The organism is Kitasatospora sp. NPDC051702 (genome assembly GCF_040681575.1).
Lineage (GTDB): Bacteria > Actinomycetota > Actinomycetes > Streptomycetales > Streptomycetaceae > Kitasatospora.
Window position 1 is genome coordinate 12,506 of the sequence record NZ_JBFAZB010000022.1, and the last position, 23,033, is coordinate 35,538.

The window sequence follows — 23,033 nt, forward strand, 5'->3', positions numbered from 1 at the left end:
GGACACCGGCGCCGCGGGGGCGTGCCAGCTGGCCTCGCCCCCTTACGGAATGACCGGTTTCCCCCTAGGCTGCTGATTGCCCCCTTGTTACTCGCCGGTACCGAACAGGTGAACCGGGGGCCCGGCGACCGCCCCCACGGACGCCGCGACAATCCCTCAGACGGCCACCCGCCCCCGGAGGTCCTCGTTGAGTTCCGCGCAGTCCCTGATCGACTCCGGCAGTGCCGACATCGTCGCCGGGCGTCCCGCCTCCGTCGCCCACCTGTTCCTGGAGCGGGTCGCCCTGACCCCGAACGGCGAGGCCTACCGCTACCCGGCCCCGGTCGACGAGCAGGCCGCGGACAGCGCCCCCGGCGCCGAGCAGTGGCGTTCGCTCACCTGGGCGCAGACCGCCACCCGGGTCAAGGCGGTGGCCGCCGGTCTGATGGCGCTGGGCATCCAGCCGGAGGACCGCGTCGCCCTGGCCGCCTCCACCCGGCTCGAGTGGGTCATCGCCGACCTCGGGAACATGTGCGCGGGCGCCGCCACGACGACCGTCTACCCGAGCACCAACGCCGACGAGACGGCCTTCATCCTCTCCAACTCGGGTTCCAGAGCGCTGTTCGCCGAGAACACCGCCCAGCTGGCCAAGGCCGTCGACCAGATCGGGCAGCTGCCCGACCTGCGCACGGTCATCCTCTTCGACGGGCCCGAGCCCGGCGCTGAGGCCCCCGCCACCGGCGGCCTGGAGGTGCTCACCCTCGCCGAACTGGAGCAGCGCGGCGCGGCCTACCTGGAGGAGCACCCGGACGCCGTCGAGAAGGCCGTCGCCGCCCTCGACAAGGAGCAGCTGGCCACCCTCATCTACACCTCCGGCACCACCGGCCGCCCCAAGGGCGTGCGCCTGGTGCACGACTGCTGGGCGTACGAGGGCCGGGCCCAGGAGGCCAGCGGACTGCTGCGCTCCGACGACGTCCAGTTCATGTGGCTGCCGCTGTCGCACGTCTTCGGCAAGACGCTGATCTCCGGGCAGATCGCCACCGGCCACGTGATGGCCGTGGACGGCCGGGTCGACCGGATCATCCACAACCTGCCGGCCATCCGGCCGACCGTGATGGCCTCGGCGCCGCGCATCTTCGAGAAGGTGTACAACGGCATCGCCGGCCGGGCCCGTGCCGAGGGCGGGGCCAAGTACAAGATCTTCCTGTGGGCCGCCAAGGTCGCCCGGGCCCACGCCCGGGCCGTGCAGGAGAGCCGGATCGCCACCGGCACCGGCACCGCCCCGCTCGGGCTGCGGCTCCAGCACGCCCTGGCCGACAAGCTCGTCTACGCCAAGATCCGGGCGGCCTTCGGCGGCCGGCTGCGCGGTGCCGTCTCCGGCAGCGCCGCCCTCGCCCCCGAGATCGGCTACTTCTTCCTCGGCGCCGGCGTGCCGATCCTGGAGGGCTACGGGCTCAGCGAGACCAGCGCCGGCTCCTGCGTCAACCGCGAGGAGGACGTCCGGATCGGCACCGTCGGCCGCGCCCTGCCCGGCACCGAGGTCCGGATCGCCGAGGACGGCGAGATCCTGCTGCGCGGCCCCGGCATCATGCGCGGCTACCACGACCTGCCGGAGAAGACCGCCGAGGTGCTGGAGGCCGACGGCTGGTTCCACACCGAGGACATCGGCGAGCTCAGCGCCGACGGCTTCCTGCGGATCACCGACCGCAAGAAGGACCTGTTCAAGACCTCCGGCGGCAAGTACGTCGCGCCCAGCGAGGTCGAGGGCAAGTTCAAGGCGGTCTGCCCGTTCGTCAGCAACATCCTGGTGATCGGCAACGGCCGCAACTACTGCACCGCGCTGATCGGCCTCGACGAGGCGGTCATCATGCCGTGGGCGGCCGAGCACGGCATGGCCGGCCGGTCCTACGCCGAGGTGGTCGCCGACCCGCAGGTGCACCAGCTGATCGAGGGCTTCGTCAAGCGGCTCAACGCGGACCTGCAGCGCTGGCAGACGATCAAGCGGTTCCACCTGCTGCCGCGTGACCTCGACATCGAGCACGGCGAGCTCACCCCGAGCCTGAAGATCAAGCGCCCGGTGGTCGAGCGGACCTACGCGGACGCCGTCACCGCGATGTACGCGGGCGCCAACGAGGCCTGAGCCACCCGCCCCGTACGGTCCGCGCCCGGTCGCGCGAACCGTACGGGGTGCGCGGGCCGCACGGGACACCCGGGCCGTACGGGACAATGGGGTCATGCCCTCCGCACTCCCCGACGGCGATCCGGTGCCGTCCGACGGTTCCCTGCCCGCGCACGCCCTGACCGGGCTCGGCGAGCGGCCGTTCGGTTTCTACCTGCACGTGCCGTACTGCGCCAGCCGCTGCGGCTACTGCGACTTCAACACCTACACCGCCACCGAGCTGCGCTCCTCCGGGGCCGTCGCCTCCCAGGAGACCTACGCGGACAACGTGGTCGCCGAGATCCGGCTGGCCCGCAAGGTGCTCGGCCCGGTCGACCTCCCCGTGCAGACGGTCTTCCTCGGCGGCGGCACGCCCACCCTGCTGCCCGCCCGGGACCTGGTGAAGATGCTCACCGCGCTGCGCGAGGAGTTCGGGCTCGCCCCGGACGCCGAGGTCACCACCGAGGCCAACCCGGAGTCCGTCGACCCGGCCTACCTGGCGGAGCTGCGCGAGGGCGGCTACAACCGGATCTCCTTCGGCATGCAGAGCGCCCGCCCGCACGTCCTGCAGCTGCTCGACCGCCACCACACGCCCGGCCGCCCCGAGGCCTGCGTCGCCGAGGCCCGCGGGGCCGGCTTCGAGCACGTCAACCTGGACCTCATCTACGGGACCCCGGGCGAGTCCGACGACGACTGGCGGGCCTCCCTGGACGCCGCGATCGGCGCCGGACCGGACCACGTCTCCGCCTACTCCCTGATCGTCGAGGAGGGCACCCGGCTGGCCGCCCGGGTCAAGCGCGGCGAACTGCCGATGATCGACGACGACGTGCACGCCGACCGCTACCTGATCGCCGAGCAGGCGCTCGCCGCCGCCGGCTACTCCTGGTACGAGGTGTCCAACTGGGCCACCACCCCGGAGGGCCGCTGCCGCCACAACGAGCTGTACTGGACCGGAGCCAACTGGTGGGGCGCCGGCCCCGGCGCGCACAGCCACGTCGGCGGCGTGCGCTGGTGGAACGCCAAGCACCCGGCCGCCTACGCGCAGGCCCTCGCCGAGGGCCGCACCCCCGCGCAGGCCCGCGAGGTCCTCACCGAGGAGGACCGCCGCGTCGAACGCGTCCTCCTGGAACTGCGCCTCGCCGAGGGCATCCCCCTGGAGCTGCTCACCGCCGCGGGCCGCCGGGCCGCCGAACGCCACCTCGCCGACGGCCTCCTCGCCGCGGGGACGTACGCCGACGGCCGCGCCACCCTGACCCTCCAGGGCCGGCTGCTCGCCGACGCGGTCGTGCGTGACCTGGTGGACTGACGGCCGTTAACGTGGTGTCAGCCGTCGGAGGGAGCGCGCAGTGACCGCCATCGATGACCGGATGACGGGGATCTTCGAGAACCTGGAGGTCCCGGAAGGCGTCAAGGCCGAGCTCATCAGGGGGGAAATCGTGATGATGGCCGGGCCGGACATGGTCCACAACCTCATCATCGAGTCCATCGTCGACCAGATTCCCCGTGGCCGCTGGCACCGGCTCCAGACCCAGGACGTGGCGTTCCCCGCGGACGGCAGCGAGCCGCAGCCCGACCTGGTGGTGATCGAGCGGGGCGCCGTCGAGGGCCCCGGGCGTCTGGTCCCCGCACCGGCGGTGACGCTCGTCGTCGAGGTCGTCTCGAGGACGAGCGTCCACCGCGACTACCACGTCAAGCGGGAGATCTATGCCGGGGGGATGATCCCGGTCTACCTGATCGTCGATCCGACGAAGGGCGAGTGCCTGATGCTCACCGAGCCGCGCACGGCGACCGCCTCGGGCGTTCCGGACTACTGGTCCGGGCGCACCACCAAGTTCGGGGACCCGATCCCCGTGGACGTCCTGGGGATGACCCTGGAGACCGGTGAGTTCGGAACGCTCTGATCCGGACGTCAGTCCGGGAGGGTCACGAAGTCGATGAGCTCCTCGACGCGGCCGAGGAGCTCGGGCTCCAGGTCCTTGTAGCTGTTCACCCGGGACAGGATGTGCTTCCAGGCGGCGGGGGTGTCCGCCGGCCAGCCGAGGCGGCGGCAGGTGCCCTGCTTCCAGTCCTCGCCGCGGGGGACGTCGGGCCAGGCGGGGATGCCGACCGAGGAGGGCTTCACGGCCTGCCAGACGTCGACGTACGGGTGGCCGACGACCAGGACGGCGTCGCCGGTGACCCGGGCGGCGATCCGGTGCTCCTTGGTGCCGGGGAGCAGGTGGTCGACCAGGACGCCGAGCCGCCGGCCGGGGCCGGGGGCGAACTCGGCGACGATCGCGGGCAGGTCGTCCACGCCCTGCAGGTACTCGACGACCACGCCCTCGATGCGCAGGTCGTCGCCCCACACGCGTTCGACCAGTTCGGCGTCGTGCCGGCCCTCGACGTAGATCCGCGACTCGCGCGCCACCCGGGCCCGGGCGCCGGGGACGGCGACCGAGCCGGAGGCGGTGCGGCCGGGCGTGCGGGCGGGGGCGGGGCCGGCCGGGCGGACCAGGGTGACCACCCGGCCGTCCAGCAGGAAGCCGCGCGGCACCAGGGGGAACACCCGGTGCTTGCCGAAGCGGTCCTCCAGGGTGACGGTGAAGCCCTCGGCGGTCTTCTCGCAGCGCACCACCGCGCCGCAGAAGCCGGTGGCCGCCTCCTCGACGACCAGGTCCCGGTCGGCCGGCACCTCCGGGGCGGGGGTCTGCTTCTTCCACGGCGGGGTCAGGTCGGGTCCGTACTGGCGGCTGCGCATGCAGGCGACTATAGGGAGTGCGGACGGACCGTCAGAGTCCGGGCGCGCCCCAGACCGGGAACCAGCGGCTGAGGTCCTTCTCCAGCCGCAGGTCGTTCCCGAGCAGGGCGTTGACCTGCAGTTCGAGCGGGCTGTTGCGCCGCTCGCCGCCGCCGGGCATCGGCGCGAAGGGGTAGAAGGTGCCGCGCTTGTACAGGTAGACGAGGGCGAGCGACCGGCCCTGCGGGTCGCGGAAGCCCACCAGCGAGCAGAGCAGCTGCGGCCCGAAGCCGTTCCCCTCCAGCTCGCTGTTGACCGCGTGCAGGTCGTTCACCAGCTCGGGCAGCTCCTCGGGGGTGTGCCGGGCGAGCAGCCAGGAGTAGCCGTAGCCGTCCTTGGAGGCCTCCACCGGGACGCCGCCGCGCTCGGTGTCGGCGTCCAGCAGCTCCCGCACCTGCTGCTCGACCTGGCCGAAGGCCGCGCCCTCGACGGCGGCGAAGCACACCGAGCCGAGCCCGGTGGGGGTGAACCCGGCCCCGGCCTCCAGGGTGAGGGCGGCGGACGGCACGCCGAACAGCTGGTCGAGGTCGGGCTTGACGGGCTTGGTGCGGCCGAACAGGGCGTCCAGGATTCCCACGGTGGTCCTTTCGCGTCGAGGCGGAGGGGTGGCGGGGCGGAGGGGTGACGAGGCGGCGGGCCGGTGAGGCGGCGCGGCGGCGGTGGGCGGGGGAGCCCCGCGGTCAGCGGCCGAGCTGCTCGGAGATCTTCGCCAGCTGGTCCAGCCGCTTCTCCAGCGTCGGGTGGGTGGAGAACAGCTGGGCGGCGGTCTCCCGGGCGCCGAGCGCGGGGGCGAAGTAGAAGGCGTTGTAGGGCTGGGCCTGGCGCAGGTCCTTGCTGGGGATGGCGGCGATCTGCCCGGTGACCTTGGTCAGGGCGGAGGCCAGGGCGCTGGGCCGGCCGGTGAGCTGGGCGGCGGCGCGGTCGGCGGCGAGCTCCCGGTAGCGGGAGAGCAGCCGGGTGAGCAGGAAGCTGATGGCGTAGACGACCATCGACACCAGCGGGATGATCAGGGCGACGATGGCCGCGTTCTGGTCGTTGTTGTTGCGGCCGCCGCCCATGAAGCCGCCGTACACCGCGATCCGGGTCATCGCGCCGGCGAGGACGCCGAGGAACCCGGCGACGGTCATCACCGCGACGTCCCGGTGGGCGACGTGCGACAGCTCGTGGGCGAGGACCCCTTCGAGCTCCTCGGGCTCCAGCCGGCGCAGCAGCCCCGTGGTGACGCAGACCACGGCGTTCTGCGGGTTGCGGCCGGTGGCGAAGGCGTTCGGCATGTCGTTGTCGGCGACCGCCACCCGGGGCTTGGGCATGTCCGCGAGGGCGCAGAGCCGGTCGATGGTGCCGTGCAGCTGCGGGTACTGCTCCGGGCTCACCTGGTGGGCGCCCATCGCCCGCTCGGTGATCTTGTCGCTGAACCAGAACTGGGCCACGAACAGCCCGCCGGAGATGAGGACGATCAGTGGCCAGGCGCCGCGCAGGAGCGCGATCAGCAGGCCGGTGAAACCGACGTACAGCAACCCGATCACGAACATCGTCACGACCATGCGGCCGGTCAGACCGCGGTCGGGCGCGAAACGGGTGTGCTGGCCCGAGCTCGACATCGCTTGCTCCTCCATTCGCCGTCGCTTCCGATGCTGCCACCCGGACGGCCCCACGGCACCACCCCCGCGCCGGGAACTGCGGGCAGGATCACTCCGGCCGGGCCGTTCCTGCCTCAAGGCCCGGGCCTTACACTGGCAGGTACGGTTCTGGCACTCGTAGGTTCAGAGTGCCAGGGCGGTCACCGGATCCGGGGCCTTCCCGGAGCGGTCGGCAGCATCTGTGACACAGACGGACAACGTGCGAAGACGGAGGTGTGTGCCCCATGGCCGGTGAGATCCGCCAGCTGGACGACCGCAAGCTCGCCGTGCTCCGCGCGATCGTCCAGGACTACGTGGGGACCGAGGAGCCGGTCGGCTCCAAGGCCCTGGTGGAGCGGCACAACCTCGGGGTCTCCCCGGCGACCGTGCGCAACGACATGGCGGCGCTGGAGGAGGAGGGCTACATCCACCAGCCGCACACCAGTGCCGGGCGCATCCCCACCGACAAGGGCTACCGCCTGTTCGTCGACAAGCTCGCCGAGATCAAGCCGATGAGCGCCCCCGAGCGCCGGGCGATCCGGCACTTCCTGGACGGCGCCGTCGACCTGGACGACACCGTGGCCCGCACGGTGCGGCTGCTCGCGCAGCTGACCCGGCAGGTCGCGGTGGTGCAGTACCCGTCGCTGTCGCGCTCCACCGTCCGGCACATCGAGCTGGTCGCCCTCGCCCCGACCAAGGTGATGCTGGTGCTGATCACCAACACCGGCCGGGTCGAGCAGCGGATGGTGGACTGCCCGGGCACCGTCGGCGAGACGGTCCTGGCGGACCTGCGGGCCCGGATCAACGCGCGGGCCGCCGGCCAGCGGCTGCCGGACGTGCCGGGGTTCCTGGAGGAGCTCCCGGCGATGTTCGAGCAGGCGGACCGGCCGACCGTCACCACCGTCCTGGCGACGCTGTTCGAGGCGCTCGCCGAGCAGAACGAGGAGCGGATCATGCTGGCCGGCACGGCCAACCTGACCCGCTTCGGCCACGACTTCCCGCTCACCATCCAGCCGGTGCTGGAGGCCCTGGAGGAGCAGGTCGTCCTGCTCCGCCTCCTGGGTGAGACCGCGGACGCCGGGATGACGGTCCGGATCGGGCGCGAGATCGCCTACGAGGGGCTGAATTCCACCTCGGTGGTGTCGGTCGGTTACGGTTCGGGCGACGAGAGCGTGGCCAAACTGGGTGTGATCGGTCCGACCCGGATGGACTATCCGGGCACAATGGGGGCGGTGCGTGCGGTGGCGCGGTACGTGGGTCAGATCCTGGCCGAGTCGTAGCAATCGACCGCCGTTGCACGGGTAACGGCGGTGTCCAGTCGCAGCACTTCTACAGGCGGAACAAGCGGAGCATTTGGTGGCCACGGACTACTACGCGGTACTCGGCGTCCGACGGGATGCGGGGCAGGACGAGATCAAGAAGGCGTTCCGGCGCCTGGCACGCGAACTGCACCCGGACGTCAACCCGGACCCGAAGACGCAGGAGCGGTTCAAGGAGATCAACGCCGCCTACGAGGTGCTCTCCGACCCGCAGAAGCGCCAGGTCTACGACCTCGGCGGCGACCCGCTGTCCCCGGGCGGCGGCGCGGGCGCGGGCGGCTTCGGCGCCGGCGCGGCCGGATTCGGCTTCTCGGACATCATGGACGCCTTCTTCGGCGCCGCGGCCGGCCAGCGCGGACCGCGCTCGCGGACCCGGCGCGGGCAGGACGCCATGATCCGGCTGGAGATCACCCTGGAGGAGGCCGCGTTCGGCACCACCAAGGAGCTCCAGGTCGACACGGCGGTCACCTGCACCACCTGCAGCGGCGAGGGCGCGGCCCCCGGCACCTCCGCGCAGACCTGTGACATGTGCCGCGGCAAGGGCGAGGTCTCCCAGGTCACCCGGTCCTTCCTGGGCCAGGTCATGACCTCCCGCCCCTGCCCGCAGTGCCAGGGCTTCGGCACCGTCGTGCCGACCCCGTGCCCGGAGTGCGCCGGCGACGGCCGCGTGCGCGCCCGCCGCACCCTGACCGTCAAGATCCCGGCGGGCGTCGACAACGGCACCCGGATCCAGCTGGCCGGCGAGGGCGAGGTCGGCCCCGGCGGCGGCCCGGCCGGCGACCTGTACGTCGAGATCGCCGAGACCACCCACACCGTCTTCCAGCGGCGCGGGGACGACCTGCACTGCACCGTCACCATCCCGATGACGGCGGCCGCGCTCGGCACCCAGGTGCCGCTGCAGACCCTCGACGGGCTGGAGGAGGTCGACATCCGGCCGGGCACCCAGTCCGGGCAGTCGATCCCGCTGCACGGGCGGGGCATCACCCACCTGCGCGGCGGCGGCCGGGGCGACCTGATAGTGCACGTCGAGGTGCAGACGCCGACCAAGCTCGACGCCGAGCAGGAGGAGCTGCTGCGCCGGCTCGCGGTGCTGCGCGGCGAGGAGCGGCCGGCCGGCCAGTTCGCGCCGGGCCAGCAGGGCCTGTTCTCGCGCCTGAAGGACGCGTTCAACGGCCGGTAGCCGTCCGCGCGGGGGTGCCGGGGATCCGCCCGGCACCCCTTTCGCGTGCCCGCCCGGTTTCGCGTGCCCGCCCAGCCGGAGCGCCCCCGCTCCGCCCCACCACCGGAGGTTCCCCGCATGACCGCCCCCGTCTTCGTCGTCGAGACCGAGCGGATCGCCGCCGCCGCGCCCGGCACCGTGGTGCGCCTGGACGGGCCGGAGGGGCGGCACGCGGCCGCGGTGAAGCGGCTGACCGCCGGTGAGGCGGTGACCCTCGCCGACGGCCTGGGCCTGGGCGTGGACGGCACGGTCGCCGAGGTGCTCGGCAAGGACGCGATCGACGTCGCGGTGGCGGCGGTGCGCCGGGAGCCGGAGCCGGCGCCGGCGCCGCGGATCGTCGTCGTCCAGGCCCTGCCCAAGGGCGACCGCGGCGAGCTGGCGGTGGAGACCATGACCGAGGTCGGCGTGGACGTGGTGATCCCGTGGTCCGCCTCCCGCTGCATCACCCAGTGGAAGGGCGACCGGGGTGCCAAGGCGCTCGCCAAGTGGCGGGCCACCGCCCGGGAGGCGGGCAAGCAGTCCCGCCGGCTGCGCTTCCCCGAGGTGCGCGAGCCGATGACCACCCGGCAGCTGGCGCCGGTGCTGGCCGCCGCGGCGTTCGCCGCCGTGCTGCACGAGGAGGGCTCCCGGCCGCTGGCGCACGCCGAGCTGCCGGAGGGCGGCGACCTGGTGCTGGTGGTGGGCCCGGAGGGCGGGGTCTCCCCGGAGGAGCTGGCGGCCTTCGCCGAGGCGGGCGCCGGGCCGTACCGGCTGGGCCCCTCGGTGCTGCGCACCTCGACCGCCGGCGTGGCCGCCGGCGCACTGCTGCTGGGGCGCACCGGCCGCTGGTCCTGACCGGCCGGACCGGGCGGCTCGCCCGGGCGCCGGAGTCTGCGAAAAGCGGAGCGCGTCGTACGCGCACGTGCCTACGCTGGCCGCGTGACGGAACCCCTGAGCACCCCTGCGGGCGCCTACCTGCGCCACCCCCATCTGCACGGTGACCTGATCACCTTCGTCGCCGAGAACGACGTCTGGCTGGCCCCGCTGGACGGCGGCCGGGCCTGGCGGCTGACGGCCGACCACCTGCCGGTCCACCACCCCCGGTTCGCCCCCGACGGGCGGCACATCGCCTTCACCTCCACCCGGGACGGCGCGCCCGAGGTGCACGTGGTGCCGGTCGACGGAGGCCCCTCCCGCCGGCTCACCCACTGGGGCAGCGACCAGACCCAGCTGCAGGGCTGGACGGCGGACGGCCGCCCGATCGCCACCACCACCGCGGGCGAGGCCACGCTGCGCCGCACCTGGGCGCACGCCGTGCCGCTGGACGGCGGCGCGTCGGAGCGGCTGCCGTACGGACCGGTCGGCGGGCTCGCCCTCGAGCCGGACGGCGCGGGTGCCGACCCGGCCGAGGACCGGGGGAGGGTGCTGCTGGCCACCGTCAACAACCGCGAGCCGGCCTGGTGGAAGCGGTACCGGGGCGGCCGGGCGGGCAAGCTGTGGATCGGCCGGGACGAGTTCGTCCGCGTCCACGAGGAGCTGGACGGCCAGCTCTCCTCGCCGCTGTGGGTGGGGGAGCGGATCGCCTTCCTCTCCGACCACGAAGGCGTCGGCGAGCTGTACTCCAGCCTCCCCGACGGTTCGGACCTGCGCCGGCACACCACCTCCCCGGACGGCTTCTACGCCCGCAACGCCAGCACCGACGGCACCCGGGTGGTCTTCCACCGCGCCGGCGACCTCTGGCTGCTGGACGACCTGGACGGTGCCGAGGCGCGCCGCCCGGACGTCCGGCTGGCCGGCCCGCGCAGCGGCCGCCGCCCGCGCCCGGTGTACGCCGCGCACTGGCTGGAGTCCGTCGCCCCCGACCGCACCGGCCGGGCGAGCGCCGTGGTGGTGCGCGGCGGGGTGCACTGGCTGACCCACCGAGAGGGCCCGGCCCGGGTGCTGGACGAGACGCCGGGCGTGCGCGCCCGGCTGGCCCGGGTCGTCCCGGGCGAGGACGGCGGGCAGGGCGTGCTCTGGGTCAGCGACGCCGAGGGCGAGGACGCCCTGGAGTTCGCCCCCGCGGTGCAGGGCGCCGAGCGCCGACGGCTGGCGGCCGGGCAGCTCGGCCGGGTGAACTCCCTGGTGGTGTCGCCGGACGGCAAGCAGGCGGCGCTCGGCGTGCACGACGGCCGGGTGCTGCTGGTCTCGCTCGCCGACGGCACCGTGCACGAGCTGGCCCGCAGCACCGACGGCGAGGTGAGCGGGCTGGCCTTCAGCCCGGACTCGGCGTGGCTGGCGTGGTCGCGCCCGGTGCCGGGGATGGGCCCGTACTCGCTGCGCCAGATCGTGCTGGCCAACCTGGCCACCCGCACCGTCGGCGAGGCCACCCAGCAGCGCTTCATCGACACCTCGCCGGCGTTCACCGCGGACGGCCGCTACCTGGTGTTCCTGTCGGTGCGCAACTTCGACCCGGTCTACGACTCGCACGTCTTCGACCTGTCGTTCCCCAACGGCTGCCGCCCGTACCTGATCACGCTGGCCGCGGACACGCCGTCGCCGTTCGGGCCGCAGCGGGCCGGGCGTTCGATCGGCGGGGACGAGGACGAGCCGCGCGGCAAGAAGGCGGACGGCGAGGAGGCCGCCGCCGACGCCGCGCCGGTGACCAGGGTCGACCTGGACGGCATCGCCGACCGGATCGTCCCGTTCCCGGTCGAGGGCGGCCGCTTCGACTCGCTCAGGGCGGTCAAGGACGGCGTGCTGTGGAGCCGGGTCCCGCTGCTCGGCGAACTCGGCGACGAGGCCGCCTCGCTGGAGGACGAGCGGCCCCGGCCCACCCTGGAGCGCTTCGACCTGCGCAAGCGCCGCGCCGAGCAGCTGGTGCACGGGCTCGACTCCTTCGCGGTCAGCGGGGACGGCACCCGGGTGGCGGTGCTGGACGAGGGCGAGCTGCGGATCGTCCCGGCTGACCACAAGGCGGGCGGCGAGGACGACGAGGTGGCCGTCGACCTGGCCCGGCTGCGGGTGACGGTGGACCCGGCCGCCGAGTGGCGGCAGATGTTCGACGAGAACGGCCGCCTGATGCGGGACAACTTCTGGCGCCCCGACCTGGGCGGCGTGGACTGGGACGGCGTCCTGGACCGCTACCGGCCGCTGGTCGACCGGGTCGGCTCCCACGACGACCTGGTGGACCTGCTCTGGGAGGTGCACGGCGAGCTCGGCACCTCGCACGCCTACGTGATGCCGCACGGCCTGCACACCGAGCCGGCCCGGCGCCAGGGCCTGCTCGGGGCCGACCTGGTCAAGGACGGCGACCAGTGGCGGATCGCCCGGATCCTGCCCGGCGAGTCCTCCGACCCGCGGGCCCGCTCGCCGCTGGCGGCGCCCGGCGCGGCCGTCCGCCCGGGGGACGCCGTCCTGGCCGTGAACGGCCGCCCGGTCGACCCGGTCACCGGCCCGGCCCCGCTGCTGGCCGGTACCGCCGGGCAGCCGGTCGAGCTGACGGTGGCCGGAAAGGACGGCACCGACCAGCGGCACCCGGTGGTCGTGCCGCTCGCCGACGAGGAGCCGCTGCGCTACCACGACTGGGTGGCCGGGCGGCGTGCCGCGGTGCGCGAGCTGTCCGGCGGGCGCCTGGGCTACCTGCACGTCCCCGACATGCAGACCACCGGCTGGGCCCAGATCCACCGCGACCTGCGCTCGGAGATGGCCCGGGAGGGCGTGGTCGTCGACATCCGGGAGAACCGCGGCGGCCACACCTCGCAGCTGGTGATCGAGAAGCTGGCCCGCCGGATCGTCGGCTGGGACGTCGCCCGGGACATCGCCAGCCCGCTGCCCTACCCCGGTGACGCGCCGCGCGGGCCGCTGGTCGCGCTCTGCAACGAGTTCTCCGGCTCGGACGGCGACATCGTCAACGCCGCGATCCAGGCGCTCGGCCTCGGCCCGGTGGTCGGCACCCGGACCTGGGGCGGGGTGATCGGCATCGACAGCCGGTACCGGCTGGTCGACGGCACCCTGGTGACCCAGCCCAAGTACGCGTTCTGGCTGGAGACCTACGGCTGGGGCGTGGAGAACCACGGCGTCGACCCGGACGTCGAGGTGCCGTTCGCCCCGCACCAGTGGGCGGCCGGGGAGGACCCGCAGCTGGCCGAGGGGGTCCGGATCGCGCTGGAGGCCCTCGCCGCGACCCCGGCCCGGCCGGCGCCCGCGCTGCCCTGGGAGTAGCGGGGCCGCCCGCGCACCCGGGGGCGGGGGAAGCCGGCGGCGGGGGAGGCCGGCGGAGCGGGAAGTCGGACGGGCCGACTTCCCGCTCCGGGCGGTGAGTAGGATGCGGGGCTGTTCTTGATCGATCCCGATCGGGAACGAGCATCCACAGCTCACGGGGGAGCACATGGCACAGGGCTATCCGCAGCCGCAACCGCAGCAGTACGGGCAGCACCCGGACCCGTACGGGCAGAACCCGTACGGGCAGGGCGCCCACGGCCAGAACCCGTACGGGCAGAACCCGTACGGGCAGGGCGCCCACGGCCAGAACCCGTACGGCCAGGACCCGTACGGGCAGGGCGCCCACGGCCGGAACCCGCAGGCCCAGCCGTACCCGGGGCAGCCGCAGTACCAGCAGCCCCAGCCGCCGCAGGCGCCGTACCCGCCCTACCAGCAGGCGCCCCACCAGCAGCCGTACGGGCAGCCGCAGCCCGCCGCGCACCGGCCGCCCTGCCCCAAGGAGGCGGGCGGCGGTCGGCGCTTCCTGGCGATCGTGCTCGACTTCCTGTTCGCCGTCGGCCTCGGCTTCGTCGCCGCCAACGCGGCCAGCCGTCCCAGGCCCGCCGCGCACGCGGTGGCCGGCCACGCGTCCCACGCCGCGGGCCCGGCCGTGCCCTACTTCGTGGCGCAGCTGCTGGTCGGACTCGCCGCGTCCTTCCTCAACCAGGTGGTGCTCGCCCGCCTGACCGGGTTCAGCGTGGGCAAGGGGATCCTGGCGATGCGGGTGGTGCGCCGCAAGGGCGTCATGCGCCCGAACACCTGGCGGCTGACCCGGCGCTGGCTGCTCGGCTTCGTCTTCCTCGCGGTCACCCTGCTGTCCGAGGACTTCGACCTGGACGACGGCGACATCGTCGGGATGCGCTCCGTCCGCTGGAAGCACCTGCAGGAGTACCAGCAGGCGGTCGGGCGGCTCGGCTAGGCTGCCGCCGTACCGCCCCGCGACCCGAACCCGAGGAGTAGCCGATGGCCGGCGAGCCGCAGTCCGACTGCCTGTTCTGCAAGATCGTGGCGGGCGAGATCCCGGCGACCGTCCTGCGCAAGACCGAGCGCGTGCTCGCCTTCCGCGACATCGCCCCCAAGGCCCCGGTGCACGTCCTGGTCATCCCGCACGTCCACTACCCGAACGCCGCCGCGCTGGCCGCCGCGGAGCCGCAGATCGCCGGCGAACTGCTCGCCGAGGCGGGCGCGGTGGCCCGGGACGAGGGCATCGAGGACTACCGGCTGATCTTCAACACCGGGGCCGGCGCCGGCCAGACGGTCTTCCACGCCCACGTCCACGTGCTCGGCGGCAAGCCGATGACCGAGAGCATGGTCTGAGGCTCTCCGTGTCACAGCGCGAACTCGTCGTCCTCGGCACCGCCAGCCAGGTGCCCACCCGGCACCGCAACCACAACGGCTACCTGCTCCGCTGGGACGGCGAGGGCCTGCTGTTCGACCCCGGCGAGGGCACCCAGCGGCAGATGCTGCACGCCGGGGTCTCGGCCACCCAGATCACCCGGATCGCCGTGACGCACTTCCACGGCGACCACTGCCTGGGGCTCGCCGGGGTGATCCAGCGGATCAACCTGGACCGCGTCCCCCACCCGGTGGACGTCTACTTCCCGGCCTCCGGCGAGGTCTACTTCGAGCGGCTGCGGCACGCCACCGCCTTCCACGAGACGGCCGTGCTGCGCCCCCGCCCGATCGACGAGCCGGGCCCGCTGCCGGCGCCCGGCGCCCGGTTCGCCCTGGACGCCGTGCGGCTCTCCCACCCGGTGGAGTCCTTCGGCTACCGGCTGTCCGAGCCGGACGGCCGCCGCCTGGTGCCCGAGCGGCTCGCCGCCCTCGGCGTCCACGGCCCCGCGGTCGGCCGGCTGCAGCACGAGGGCGCGACCGAGGTCGACGGCCGGCTGGTCACCCTGGACGAGGTGAGCGAGCCCCGGCCGGGCCAGCGCTTCGCCTTCGTGATGGACACCCGGCTCTGCGACGGCGTCCACGAACTGGCCGAGGGCACCGACCTGCTGGTCGTCGAGTCGACCTTCACCGACGCCGACGCCCGCCTCGCCGAGGACCACGGCCACCTCACCGCCGGGCAGGCCGCCAAGGTCGCCGCCGAGGCCGGCGCGCGGACCCTGGTGCTGACCCACTTCTCCCAGCGCTACCCGGACCTCGGGCAGCACCTGGCCGACGCCCGCAAGCACTTCGACGGGCACCTGGTGCTCGCCGAGGACCTCGCCCGGGTGCCCGTCCCGCCGAGGCGGCAGGGCTGAACCGCGCGGAGCACGCCGAAAAGGGCTCGCGCCGCCCCGCGATCTGCCGCAGCATCGTCGGGTGCGGCCCCGCCGCCCGCCGCGGCGATCACGTGCGCGGCGTACCCTGGTGCCCCGGAGGACCGAGCGGCACACGACACCACGGATGGGATGAGGCAGGCCCCAGCGCCGACCTATGAGTGACACATCGCAGACCCGTACCAACGGACAGTCGCGCCCCGAACCGGCCGACGACGGCCGCGTCAGCGCCCGGATCGTCATCCCCGAGAAGCACCCGATGGTCACCCTGCTCGGCACCGCGGACTCACTGCTGCGGGTGATCGAACAGGGGTTCCCCGCCGCCGACATCCACGTCCGCGGCAACGAGGTGACCGCCACCGGAGCCCGCGCCGAGGTCGCGCTCGTGCAGCGGCTCTTCACCGAGATGATGCTGGTGCTGCGCACCGGCCAGCCCCTGACGGAGGACTCCGTGGAGCGCTCCATCGCCATGCTCCGCGGTGCCGCGGAGGACCCGGACAGCCCGGCGCCGTCCCAGGTGTTCACCGCGAACATCCTGTCCAACCGGGGCCGCACGATCCGCCCCAAGACCCTCAACCAGCAGCGCTACGTCGACGCGATCGACAAGCACACGATCGTCTTCGGCCTCGGCCCCGCCGGTACCGGCAAGACCTACCTCGCGATGGCCAAGGCCGTCCAGGCCCTGCAGGCCAAGGAGGTCAACCGGATCATCCTGACCCGCCCGGCGGTCGAGGCGGGCGAGCGGCTGGGCTTCCTGCCCGGCACGCTCTACGAGAAGATCGACCCGTACCTGCGCCCGCTCTACGACGCGCTGCACGACATGATGGACCCGGACTCCATCCCGCGCCTGATGGCGGCCGGCACCATCGAGGTCGCGCCGCTGGCGTACATGCGCGGCCGCACCCTCAACGACGCCTTCATCATCCTGGACGAGGCCCAGAACACCTCGCCCGAGCAGATGAAGATGTTCCTCACCCGCCTCGGTTTCAACTCCCGGGTGGTGGTCACCGGCGACACCAGCCAGATCGACCTCCCGGGCGGCACCCGCAGCGGCCTCAAGGTCGTCCAGGAGATCCTGGCCGACGTGCCCGACATCCACTTCTCCGTCCTCACCAGCACCGACGTGGTCCGCCACAAGCTGGTCGGCCGGATCGTGGACGCCTACGAGCGCTGGGACGCCCGGCAGGAGGCCGAGGAGAACCCCTCGTCCGCCCGCAAGCCCGCCCAGCGGCGCGGCTCCCGCGCACCCCGCCAGTCCCATCGCACCGAAAGCTGAGTACGCAGCCCGTCATGTCGATCGACATCGCCAACGAGTCCGGTTGGGACGCCGACGAGGAAGCCATCCTCGACGTCGCCCGCTTCGCCCTGGACAAGATGCGGATCCACCCGCAGTCCGAACTGTCCGTGATCCTGGTGGACGGTGCGGCGATGGAGGAGCTGCACATCCAGTGGATGGACCTCCCCGGACCCACCGACGTGATGTCCTTCCCGATGGACGAGCTGCGTCCCGGCAAGGAGGGCGAGGAGCTGCCGCAGGGCCTGCTCGGGGACATCGTGCTCTGCCCCGAGGTCGCCGAGCAGCAGGGCAAGGCGGCCCCCTCCAAGCACTCGATGGACGAGGAGCTGCAGCTGCTCACCGTCCACGGCGTGCTGCACGTCCTCGGCTACGACCACGAGGAGCCCGAGGAGGAGGAGGAGATGTTCGCCCTCCAGAAGCGCATCCTCGACGACTGGCGGGCGGGCCGCGGCCTCGGCGGCATCTCCCCGGCCCCCACCACCCACTGAGCGCGGAGCCCGAACCCCTGTGAGTGGTGAGAGTACGAGCTTCATCCTGGGTGCCGTGCTGCTGGTCGTCCTCGGCTGGCTGGCCGCGTGCGCCGAGGCGGGGATCTCCCGGGTCTCCCGGTTCCGGGCGGAGGAGGCGGTGCGGGTCGGCCGGCGCGGTTCGGCGCGGCTGCTGACCCTCGCCTCCGACCCCATCCGCTACCTCAACCTGGCCACCCTGATCCGGGTGGCCAGCGAGATGGCGGCTGCCGTGCTGGTCACCGTGGTCTGCGTGCGCAACGTCGAGCCGACCTGGCAGGCCGTCCTGCTGGCGTTCGGCGTGATGGTGCTGGTGTCCTTCGTCGCGGTGGGCGTCTCGCCGCGCACGATCGGGCGCCAGCACCCGCTCACCACGTCGACCGCGGCCTCCTTCGTGCTGCTGCCGCTGGCGGCCGTGCTCGGCCCGATCCCGCGGCTGCTGATCCTGCTCGGCAACGCGCTGACCCCGGGCAAGGGCTACCGCGAGGGCCCGTTCGCCTCCGAGGCGGAGCTGCGCGCGCTGGTGGACCTCGCCGAGAAGGACGACCTGATCGAGGACGAGGAGCGCCGGATGGTGCACTCGGTCTTCGAACTGGGCGACACCATCGTGCGCGAGGTGATGGTGCCGCGCACCGACCTGGTGATGATCGAGCGGCACAAGACCGTCCGGCAGGCGCTCACCCTGGCGCTGCGCTCGGGCTTCTCGCGGATCCCGGTGGTCGGGGACAACGAGGACGACGTGGTCGGCATCGTCTACCTGAAGGACCTGGTCCGGCGCACCCACATCAACCGCGAGGCGGAGTCCGAGGAGGTCGGCGCGGTGATGCGCCCGGCCGTCTTCGTGCCGGACTCCAAGCCGGCCGCGGACCTGCTGCGCGAGATGCAGCAGCGCCGTTCGCACGTGGCCATCGTGATCGACGAGTACGGCGGCACCGCCGGCCTGGTCACCATCGAGGACATCCTGGAGGAGATCGTCGGCGAGATCACCGACGAGTACGACCGGGAGATCGCGCCGATCGAGGACCTGGGCGACGGCTCGTACCGGATCACCGCCCGGCTGCTGGTGGAGGACCTCGGCGAGCTGTTCGGCGTCGAGCTGGAGGACGAGGACGTCGAGACGGTGGGCGGCCTGCTGGCCAAGCACCTCGGGCGGGTGCCGATCCCCGGCTCCGCCTGCGAGATCCCGCTGCCCGAGCCGGCCGGCACCGGCCTGGCCGGGATCCTGCTGACCGCCGAGTCCTCGGCGGGGCGCCGCAACCGCATCGGCTCGATGGTCGCCACCCCCGTCCGGGAGGTCGAGGAGGCGGCGGCGGAGTTCGGCGAGTAGCGGCCGGGCGGTCGCGGAGCGACCATGGAGGGCATGACGCACCAACTTCGCGCGGAGCACGGCCCGCAGGGTACGGCCGGCGGGGTCAAGGTCTGGCACGTGGTACGCGAGACCGACCCCGCGACGGCGCTCTGCGGCCGCAGCATGGCCGACGACGCCGACACGCGGCCCGAGCAGGAGTGGGGCACGGGGCTGCGCTGCTGCCAGCAGTGCGGCTCGCTCTACATGCACGAGGTGCCGCACATGCAGGGGAGCCACCCCTACAGCTAGGGGGTGCCCTGTGGATCACTGCCCGGTGCCGTGACGCCTGGACGGCTGGACCACGGCCGGGCCGACTACACCATGGTGGAGGCCGCCATGAAGCTGCAAGACGAACTGCCCGTCGACAACCGGCTCGTCACGGTGTGGCGGATCGGTGCGGGGCTCGGAGGGGTCTTCCTGATCGTGTTCGGGTGCCTGGGGCTGGCCGACCACCCGGGTTTCCTCTCCACCCACGGCTCGGACGTCGCCGGGCTGTCGACCAACGGGGCGCTGAGCATCCTGTCCATCGTGGCGGGCGCGGTCCTGGTGGTGGGCGCGGTGATCGGCGGGAACTTCGCGTCCAACCTGAACATGGCCGTCGGCGTGCTGTTCGTCCTCTCCGGCTTCTACGGCCTGACGGTGCTCGGGCGGCCGGACGCCAACATCCTCAACTTCCGGATGGCGAACGTGCTGTTCGCGTTCGTCTTCGGAGTGGTCCTGACGACCTTCGGGATGTACGGCAGGGTGAGCAGCCACCTGCCGCACGACAACCCGTACTGGCGCGAGCGCGCCGGGCGCGAGGAGCCGCTGCCCAACGGGCCGAAGACCTTCGTCAGGATCCTCCGCCCGGGGCCGCCCAATCCCGTGGGGCACTGAGTCCGGAGCCTTCCCGGGCCGGTCCGCCCGCTCCGCCGGGCGGGCGACCGGTCGCCGGACCGGCGCCGGGGCGGGCCGCCTATGCTCGGCGGCATGAGTGACATCGTCGAGCTCGACCCCGAAGACAAGAAGATCATCACCCTGGCCCGCTCGGCCCGCGCCCGCAACGGCGTGGCCGAGGGGGCCGCGGTGCGCGACGAGACCGGCCGCACCTACGTGGCCGGGACGGTCGCGCTGGAGTCGCTGCGGCTGAGCGCCCTGCAGACGGCGGTGGCGATGGCGGTGGCCAGCGGCGCGAAGTCGCTGGAGGCGGCCGCCGTGGTGAGCGAGGCGGAGCAGCCGGCCGAGGCCGACCTGGCGGCCGTCCGGGACCTCGGCGGGGCCGGGACGCCGGTGCTGCTGGCCGGGGTGGACGGGATGCTGCGGGTGGCGGTCGAGGCCCGCTGAGGCACTGCGGGGGCCGTCCGGGGGCTGTCCGGGCTCCCGGCCCGGGCCCCTGTTCGGGGGTCGGGGCCCCACGGGGCGTCCGGAGCCCCGCCGGGGCCGGCCCGGGCTCCGCGGGGGCGGCGACGGTCCGGCGACCACCGTCCTGTGTTCAGCAGATAATCTCACCGGGGGAGTGAACTCGGTGAGGGGGCTGGGCAGATGGGGGCGGTCGCGTTCTTCGCCGGACTGCTGCTGTTCGTGATGGGGATGGGCAAGTGGCAGGAGACCGGCTCGCCGTTCTGGCTCTGGGGCTCCATCGCCTTCCTGGTCCTGCTGATCGTGATGTCCCTCGTCGCCAGGGGCGAGCGCCGGGGCTGATCCGGGCTGGTCCCGGGCCGCTCCCGGGGCCGTTCGCGGCCCGCAGGCGGCCCGTCCCCGGCGGCCGGTCGCGGGTTCCGGGCGGGGTCGGACGGCGGGGCTCCGGTGATCAGGGAGAATGGAGCGCATGAGTGCCCCTTCCTCCCCGTACCGCTCCGGCTTCGCGTGCTTCGTGGGCCGACCCAACGCGGGCAAGTCGACCCTGACCAACGCCCTGGTGGGGACGAAGGTCGCGATCACCTCCGACCGACCGCAGACCACCCGGCACACCGTGCGCGGCATCGTGCACCGCCCGGACTCCCAGCTCGTCCTGGTCGACACCCCCGGCCTGCACAAGCCGCGCACCCTCCTCGGCGAGCGCCTCAACGACCTGGTCCGCTCGACCTGGGCCGAGGTCGACGTGATCGGCTTCTGCCTCCCCGCCGACCAGAAGCTCGGCCCCGGTGACAAGTTCATCGCCAAGGAACTCGCCGAGATCAAGAAGACCCCCAAGGTCGCCATCGTCACCAAGACCGACCTGGTCGACTCCAAGCGGCTGGCCGAGCAGCTGATCGCCATCCAGCAGCTCGGCGTCGAGCTGGGCATCGAGTGGGCCGAGATCATCCCGGTCTCCGCGGTCGGCGACAAGCAGGTCGACCTGGTCGCCGAGCTGCTCACCAAGCTCCTGCCGGAGGGCATGCCGCTCTACCCGGAGGGCAACCTCACCGACGAGCCCGAGCAGGTCATGATCGCGGAGCTGATCCGCGAGGCCGCGCTCGAGGGCGTCCGGGACGAACTGCCGCACTCGCTGGCCGTCGTCGTCGAGGAGATGCTCCCGCGCGAGGGCCGCCCGGCGGACCGCCCGCTGCTGGACATCCACGCCTACGTCTACATCGAGCGCCAGAGCCAGAAGGCCATCGTGATCGGCGCCAAGGGCGCGCGGCTGAAGCACGTGGGGACCACCGCCCGCAAGCACATCGAGGCGCTGCTGGGCACGCCGGTCTACCTCGACCTGCACGTCAAGGTGGCCAAGGACTGGCAGCGCGACCCGAAGCAGCTGCGCAAGCTCGGCTTCTGAGCCGCGGCCGGGCCGACGGCCCGGGCGGGCCCGTCCGGAGTGCTCCGGGCGGGCCTTCGCCGTACGCGGGGGCGGGTGGCCACCGGGCGGCGCAGCACCGTCCGGGCCTACGCGCCCTCGCGCAGCACCAGCGAGACCAGCTCGCGCTGGGAGTCGGTGAGCTTCGGGTCGGCGCAGTGCACCGTGCGGCCGTCGACGCTGATCTCGTAGTGGAAGCCGTCCGGCACCCCGTAGGAGGGTGCCCGCAGCCCGCCCGCGACGGCCTCGCGGGCGAGCGCGTGGACGTGCGGGGCGTCCGTGCGGTCGGAGGTGTCGAGCTCCGCGTGGCGGACGATCCCCGCGAGGCCGCCGGTCCGGGTCACCTGGATACGCATGGTGTCCATGGTGCTACGCAGGGAGGGGGATTGCCGGGCCTTTTCCCCGACCGTGACCTTAAGCCCGGCTCGACCAGCCGCCGATCCCCCTCCGAGCGCCTTCCGGGCCCCCTTCCGGCCCCTCGTCGACTCCCCTCCGGCCGCCCTCCCGGACGGTGGTCAGCCCGGGCTGACCCCGACCTGCGCCCAGGAGGCCGTCACGGTGTCCGCCACCGACGGCTGGTCGGGGTAACGGGCCTGCGCGGCGGCCACGGTGGCCCGGGCGAAGGCGGTGAAGTCGGCGTCGGCGGGCAGCCGGCGGCCCGTCAGCGCGTCGTACCAGATCCGGCCGGCGCGCTCCCAGGCCGGGCCGCCGAGGGCGGTGGCCAGCAGGTAGAACGCGTGGTTGGGGATGCCGGAGTTGATGTGCACCCCGCCGTTGTCCTCGGCGGTGTCCACGTAGTCCCGCAGGTGCGCGGGCTGCGGGTCCTTGCCGAGCCTGGGGTCGTCGTAGGCGGTGCCGGGGGCCTTCATGGAGCGCAGCGCCACGCCCTGGATGCCGGGGGCGAGGAGGCCGGCGCCGATCAACCAGTCGGCGTCGGCGGCGTCCTGGCGCAGCGCGTACTGCTTGACCAGCGAGCCGAAGACGTCGGAGACCGACTCGTTGAGCGCGCCGGGCTGGTCCTGGTACTGCAGTCCGGCGGTGAACTGGGTGACGCCGTGGGTGAGTTCGTGGCCGATGACGTCGATGCAGGCGGTGAAGTCGCCGAAGATCTCGCCGTCGCCGTCGCCGAAGACCATCCGGTGGCCGTTCCAGAAGGCGTTGTCGTAGTCCCGGCCGTAGTGCACGGTGGCGTCCAGGCGCAGCCCCTGGTCGTCGATCGAGCGGCGGCCGTAGGCGTCGGAGAACAGGGCGTACGTGGCGCCGAGGCCGTCGTAGGCGTGGTCGACCGACTGGTCGGCGACCGGGGCCTGGCCCTCGGTGCGGACGGTGCGGCCGGGCAGCCGCTGGCTGTGACCGGCGTCGGCGATCACCCGGCTCGGGGCCGCCCCGCCGGCGGGCGGCGGGGGAGGGGCGAGGCGGGCCGCGCGGTGCGCGGTGTCGAGTGCGAGGGAGCGGACGGCGGGCTCGTGACCGGCCTCGGCGAGGCGGTCCAGGACGTACGGCGGGACGATCGCGCAGATCGGTACTGCTGCAGTCATGTGGCCCAGGGTGAGGCCTCGATGACCGGAT

The 23,033-nt window shown here is 73.4% G+C and carries 23 protein-coding genes; 18 read left to right on the forward strand and 5 right to left on the reverse strand.

The window, feature by feature from the left end; all coding sequences use genetic code 11:
- The first annotated feature begins 187 nt into the window (after positions 1–187).
- The 3 genes from AB0N04_RS19530 to AB0N04_RS19540 all read left to right on the forward strand — a co-directional run bounded on the left by AB0N04_RS19530 (position 188) and on the right by AB0N04_RS19540 (position 4,038).
- The gene (locus tag AB0N04_RS19530; protein ID WP_360210190.1) at positions 188–2,119 is read left to right on the forward strand and encodes a long-chain fatty acid--CoA ligase; all 1,932 of its coding nucleotides are present in this window, start codon (positions 188–190) and stop codon (positions 2,117–2,119) included.
- A 94-nt stretch (positions 2,120–2,213) separates the two neighbouring features.
- Entirely contained in the window at positions 2,214–3,443 is a 1,230-nt protein-coding gene (gene hemW / locus AB0N04_RS19535) for a radical SAM family heme chaperone HemW (RefSeq protein WP_360210188.1), read from the forward strand.
- A gap of 40 nt (positions 3,444–3,483) precedes the next feature.
- Positions 3,484–4,038 carry a Uma2 family endonuclease gene (locus AB0N04_RS19540; RefSeq protein WP_360210186.1) on the forward strand — a complete coding sequence of 185 codons (555 nt, stop codon included), beginning with the start codon at positions 3,484–3,486 and terminating at the stop codon, positions 4,036–4,038.
- 8 nt (positions 4,039–4,046) lie between these two features.
- On the opposite strand, the gene AB0N04_RS19545 is transcribed toward AB0N04_RS19540, so the two are convergent.
- From AB0N04_RS19545 to htpX, 3 genes are all read right to left on the reverse strand, one after another.
- Entirely contained in the window at positions 4,047–4,874 is an 828-nt protein-coding gene (locus tag AB0N04_RS19545) for a DUF3097 domain-containing protein (RefSeq protein ID WP_360210184.1), read from the reverse strand.
- Between the two features lie 31 nt (positions 4,875–4,905).
- Positions 4,906–5,490 (reverse strand): hypothetical protein, encoded by a 585-nt coding sequence (locus tag AB0N04_RS19550; RefSeq protein ID WP_360210182.1) that lies wholly within the window; start codon positions 5,488–5,490, stop codon positions 4,906–4,908.
- A 103-nt stretch (positions 5,491–5,593) separates the two neighbouring features.
- Positions 5,594–6,514, reverse strand: coding sequence for a zinc metalloprotease HtpX (gene htpX / locus AB0N04_RS19555; RefSeq protein ID WP_360210180.1), 921 nt, complete (start codon positions 6,512–6,514; stop codon positions 5,594–5,596).
- Between the two features lie 263 nt (positions 6,515–6,777).
- On the opposite strand from htpX, the gene hrcA reads away from it, so the two are divergent.
- The 15 genes from hrcA to era all read left to right on the forward strand — a co-directional run bounded on the left by hrcA (position 6,778) and on the right by era (position 21,446).
- Positions 6,778–7,812 carry a heat-inducible transcriptional repressor HrcA gene (gene hrcA / locus AB0N04_RS19560; RefSeq protein WP_360210178.1) on the forward strand — a complete coding sequence of 345 codons (1,035 nt, stop codon included), beginning with the start codon at positions 6,778–6,780 and terminating at the stop codon, positions 7,810–7,812.
- Between the two features lie 76 nt (positions 7,813–7,888).
- A complete protein-coding gene (dnaJ, locus tag AB0N04_RS19565) occupies positions 7,889–9,031 on the forward strand; it encodes a molecular chaperone DnaJ (protein WP_360210176.1) in 1,143 nt (380 codons plus the stop codon).
- 117 nt (positions 9,032–9,148) lie between these two features.
- Positions 9,149–9,904, forward strand: coding sequence for a 16S rRNA (uracil(1498)-N(3))-methyltransferase (locus AB0N04_RS19570; protein ID WP_360210174.1), 756 nt, complete (start codon positions 9,149–9,151; stop codon positions 9,902–9,904).
- 84 nt (positions 9,905–9,988) lie between these two features.
- The gene (locus AB0N04_RS19575) at positions 9,989–13,252 is read left to right on the forward strand and encodes a PDZ domain-containing protein (RefSeq protein WP_360210172.1); all 3,264 of its coding nucleotides are present in this window, start codon (positions 9,989–9,991) and stop codon (positions 13,250–13,252) included.
- 166 nt (positions 13,253–13,418) lie between these two features.
- A complete protein-coding gene (locus AB0N04_RS19580; RefSeq protein WP_360210170.1) occupies positions 13,419–14,210 on the forward strand; it encodes an RDD family protein in 792 nt (263 codons plus the stop codon).
- Positions 14,211–14,254: 44 nt separating this feature from the next.
- Positions 14,255–14,608 carry a histidine triad nucleotide-binding protein gene (locus tag AB0N04_RS19585; protein ID WP_360210168.1) on the forward strand — a complete coding sequence of 118 codons (354 nt, stop codon included), beginning with the start codon at positions 14,255–14,257 and terminating at the stop codon, positions 14,606–14,608.
- 8 nt (positions 14,609–14,616) lie between these two features.
- Complete coding sequence (locus AB0N04_RS19590) at positions 14,617–15,540, forward strand: ribonuclease Z (RefSeq protein ID WP_360210166.1); 924 nt, start codon at positions 14,617–14,619, stop codon at positions 15,538–15,540.
- Between the two features lie 277 nt (positions 15,541–15,817).
- The gene (locus tag AB0N04_RS19595) at positions 15,818–16,834 is read left to right on the forward strand and encodes a PhoH family protein (protein WP_360210212.1); all 1,017 of its coding nucleotides are present in this window, start codon (positions 15,818–15,820) and stop codon (positions 16,832–16,834) included.
- 14 nt (positions 16,835–16,848) lie between these two features.
- Positions 16,849–17,343 carry an rRNA maturation RNase YbeY gene (ybeY, locus tag AB0N04_RS19600; RefSeq protein ID WP_030061268.1) on the forward strand — a complete coding sequence of 165 codons (495 nt, stop codon included), beginning with the start codon at positions 16,849–16,851 and terminating at the stop codon, positions 17,341–17,343.
- Between the two features lie 19 nt (positions 17,344–17,362).
- Positions 17,363–18,688 (forward strand): hemolysin family protein, encoded by a 1,326-nt coding sequence (locus AB0N04_RS19605; protein ID WP_360210164.1) that lies wholly within the window; start codon positions 17,363–17,365, stop codon positions 18,686–18,688.
- Between the two features lie 33 nt (positions 18,689–18,721).
- Positions 18,722–18,958 carry a hypothetical protein gene (locus AB0N04_RS19610; RefSeq protein ID WP_360210162.1) on the forward strand — a complete coding sequence of 79 codons (237 nt, stop codon included), beginning with the start codon at positions 18,722–18,724 and terminating at the stop codon, positions 18,956–18,958.
- Positions 18,959–19,045: 87 nt separating this feature from the next.
- Positions 19,046–19,585 (forward strand): DUF4383 domain-containing protein, encoded by a 540-nt coding sequence (locus AB0N04_RS19615; RefSeq protein ID WP_360210160.1) that lies wholly within the window; start codon positions 19,046–19,048, stop codon positions 19,583–19,585.
- A gap of 93 nt (positions 19,586–19,678) precedes the next feature.
- Positions 19,679–20,032 carry a cytidine deaminase gene (locus tag AB0N04_RS19620; RefSeq protein WP_360210158.1) on the forward strand — a complete coding sequence of 118 codons (354 nt, stop codon included), beginning with the start codon at positions 19,679–19,681 and terminating at the stop codon, positions 20,030–20,032.
- A 198-nt stretch (positions 20,033–20,230) separates the two neighbouring features.
- Positions 20,231–20,389, forward strand: a complete 159-nt coding sequence (locus AB0N04_RS19625; protein WP_360210156.1) for a hypothetical protein — start codon at positions 20,231–20,233, stop codon at positions 20,387–20,389.
- A gap of 127 nt (positions 20,390–20,516) precedes the next feature.
- The gene (gene era / locus AB0N04_RS19630) at positions 20,517–21,446 is read left to right on the forward strand and encodes a GTPase Era (protein ID WP_360210154.1); all 930 of its coding nucleotides are present in this window, start codon (positions 20,517–20,519) and stop codon (positions 21,444–21,446) included.
- A 107-nt stretch (positions 21,447–21,553) separates the two neighbouring features.
- On the opposite strand, the gene AB0N04_RS19635 is transcribed toward era, so the two are convergent.
- Both AB0N04_RS19635 and AB0N04_RS19640 read right to left on the reverse strand, forming a co-directional pair.
- Entirely contained in the window at positions 21,554–21,820 is a 267-nt protein-coding gene (locus tag AB0N04_RS19635) for a protealysin inhibitor emfourin (RefSeq protein WP_360210152.1), read from the reverse strand.
- A 159-nt stretch (positions 21,821–21,979) separates the two neighbouring features.
- Positions 21,980–23,002, reverse strand: coding sequence for a M4 family metallopeptidase (locus AB0N04_RS19640; RefSeq protein ID WP_360210150.1), 1,023 nt, complete (start codon positions 23,000–23,002; stop codon positions 21,980–21,982).
- Positions 23,003–23,033: the final 31 nt, after the last annotated feature.

What these genes read in the sequence shown, in the direction of transcription:
- AB0N04_RS19610 (WP_360210162.1), top strand. Translation starts at nt 18,722, where the DNA reads ATGACGCACCAACTTCGCGCGGAGCACGGCCCGCAGGGTACGGCCGGC.
- htpX (WP_360210180.1), bottom strand. Translation starts at nt 6,514, where the DNA reads ATGTCGAGCTCGGGCCAGCACACCCGTTTCGCGCCCGACCGCGGTCTG.
- AB0N04_RS19585 (WP_360210168.1), top strand. Translation starts at nt 14,255, where the DNA reads ATGGCCGGCGAGCCGCAGTCCGACTGCCTGTTCTGCAAGATCGTGGCG.
- era (WP_360210154.1), top strand. Translation starts at nt 20,517, where the DNA reads ATGAGTGCCCCTTCCTCCCCGTACCGCTCCGGCTTCGCGTGCTTCGTG.
- ybeY (WP_030061268.1), top strand. Translation starts at nt 16,849, where the DNA reads ATGTCGATCGACATCGCCAACGAGTCCGGTTGGGACGCCGACGAGGAA.
- AB0N04_RS19640 (WP_360210150.1), bottom strand. Translation starts at nt 23,002, where the DNA reads ATGACTGCAGCAGTACCGATCTGCGCGATCGTCCCGCCGTACGTCCTG.
- AB0N04_RS19625 (WP_360210156.1), top strand. Translation starts at nt 20,231, where the DNA reads ATGGGGGCGGTCGCGTTCTTCGCCGGACTGCTGCTGTTCGTGATGGGG.
- AB0N04_RS19620 (WP_360210158.1), top strand. Translation starts at nt 19,679, where the DNA reads ATGAGTGACATCGTCGAGCTCGACCCCGAAGACAAGAAGATCATCACC.
- hemW (WP_360210188.1), top strand. Translation starts at nt 2,214, where the DNA reads ATGCCCTCCGCACTCCCCGACGGCGATCCGGTGCCGTCCGACGGTTCC.
- AB0N04_RS19570 (WP_360210174.1), top strand. Translation starts at nt 9,149, where the DNA reads ATGACCGCCCCCGTCTTCGTCGTCGAGACCGAGCGGATCGCCGCCGCC.
- AB0N04_RS19635 (WP_360210152.1), bottom strand. Translation starts at nt 21,820, where the DNA reads ATGCGTATCCAGGTGACCCGGACCGGCGGCCTCGCGGGGATCGTCCGC.
- AB0N04_RS19615 (WP_360210160.1), top strand. Translation starts at nt 19,046, where the DNA reads ATGAAGCTGCAAGACGAACTGCCCGTCGACAACCGGCTCGTCACGGTG.
- AB0N04_RS19580 (WP_360210170.1), top strand. Translation starts at nt 13,419, where the DNA reads ATGGCACAGGGCTATCCGCAGCCGCAACCGCAGCAGTACGGGCAGCAC.
- AB0N04_RS19595 (WP_360210212.1), top strand. Translation starts at nt 15,818, where the DNA reads ATGGTCACCCTGCTCGGCACCGCGGACTCACTGCTGCGGGTGATCGAA.
- AB0N04_RS19545 (WP_360210184.1), bottom strand. Translation starts at nt 4,874, where the DNA reads ATGCGCAGCCGCCAGTACGGACCCGACCTGACCCCGCCGTGGAAGAAG.
- hrcA (WP_360210178.1), top strand. Translation starts at nt 6,778, where the DNA reads ATGGCCGGTGAGATCCGCCAGCTGGACGACCGCAAGCTCGCCGTGCTC.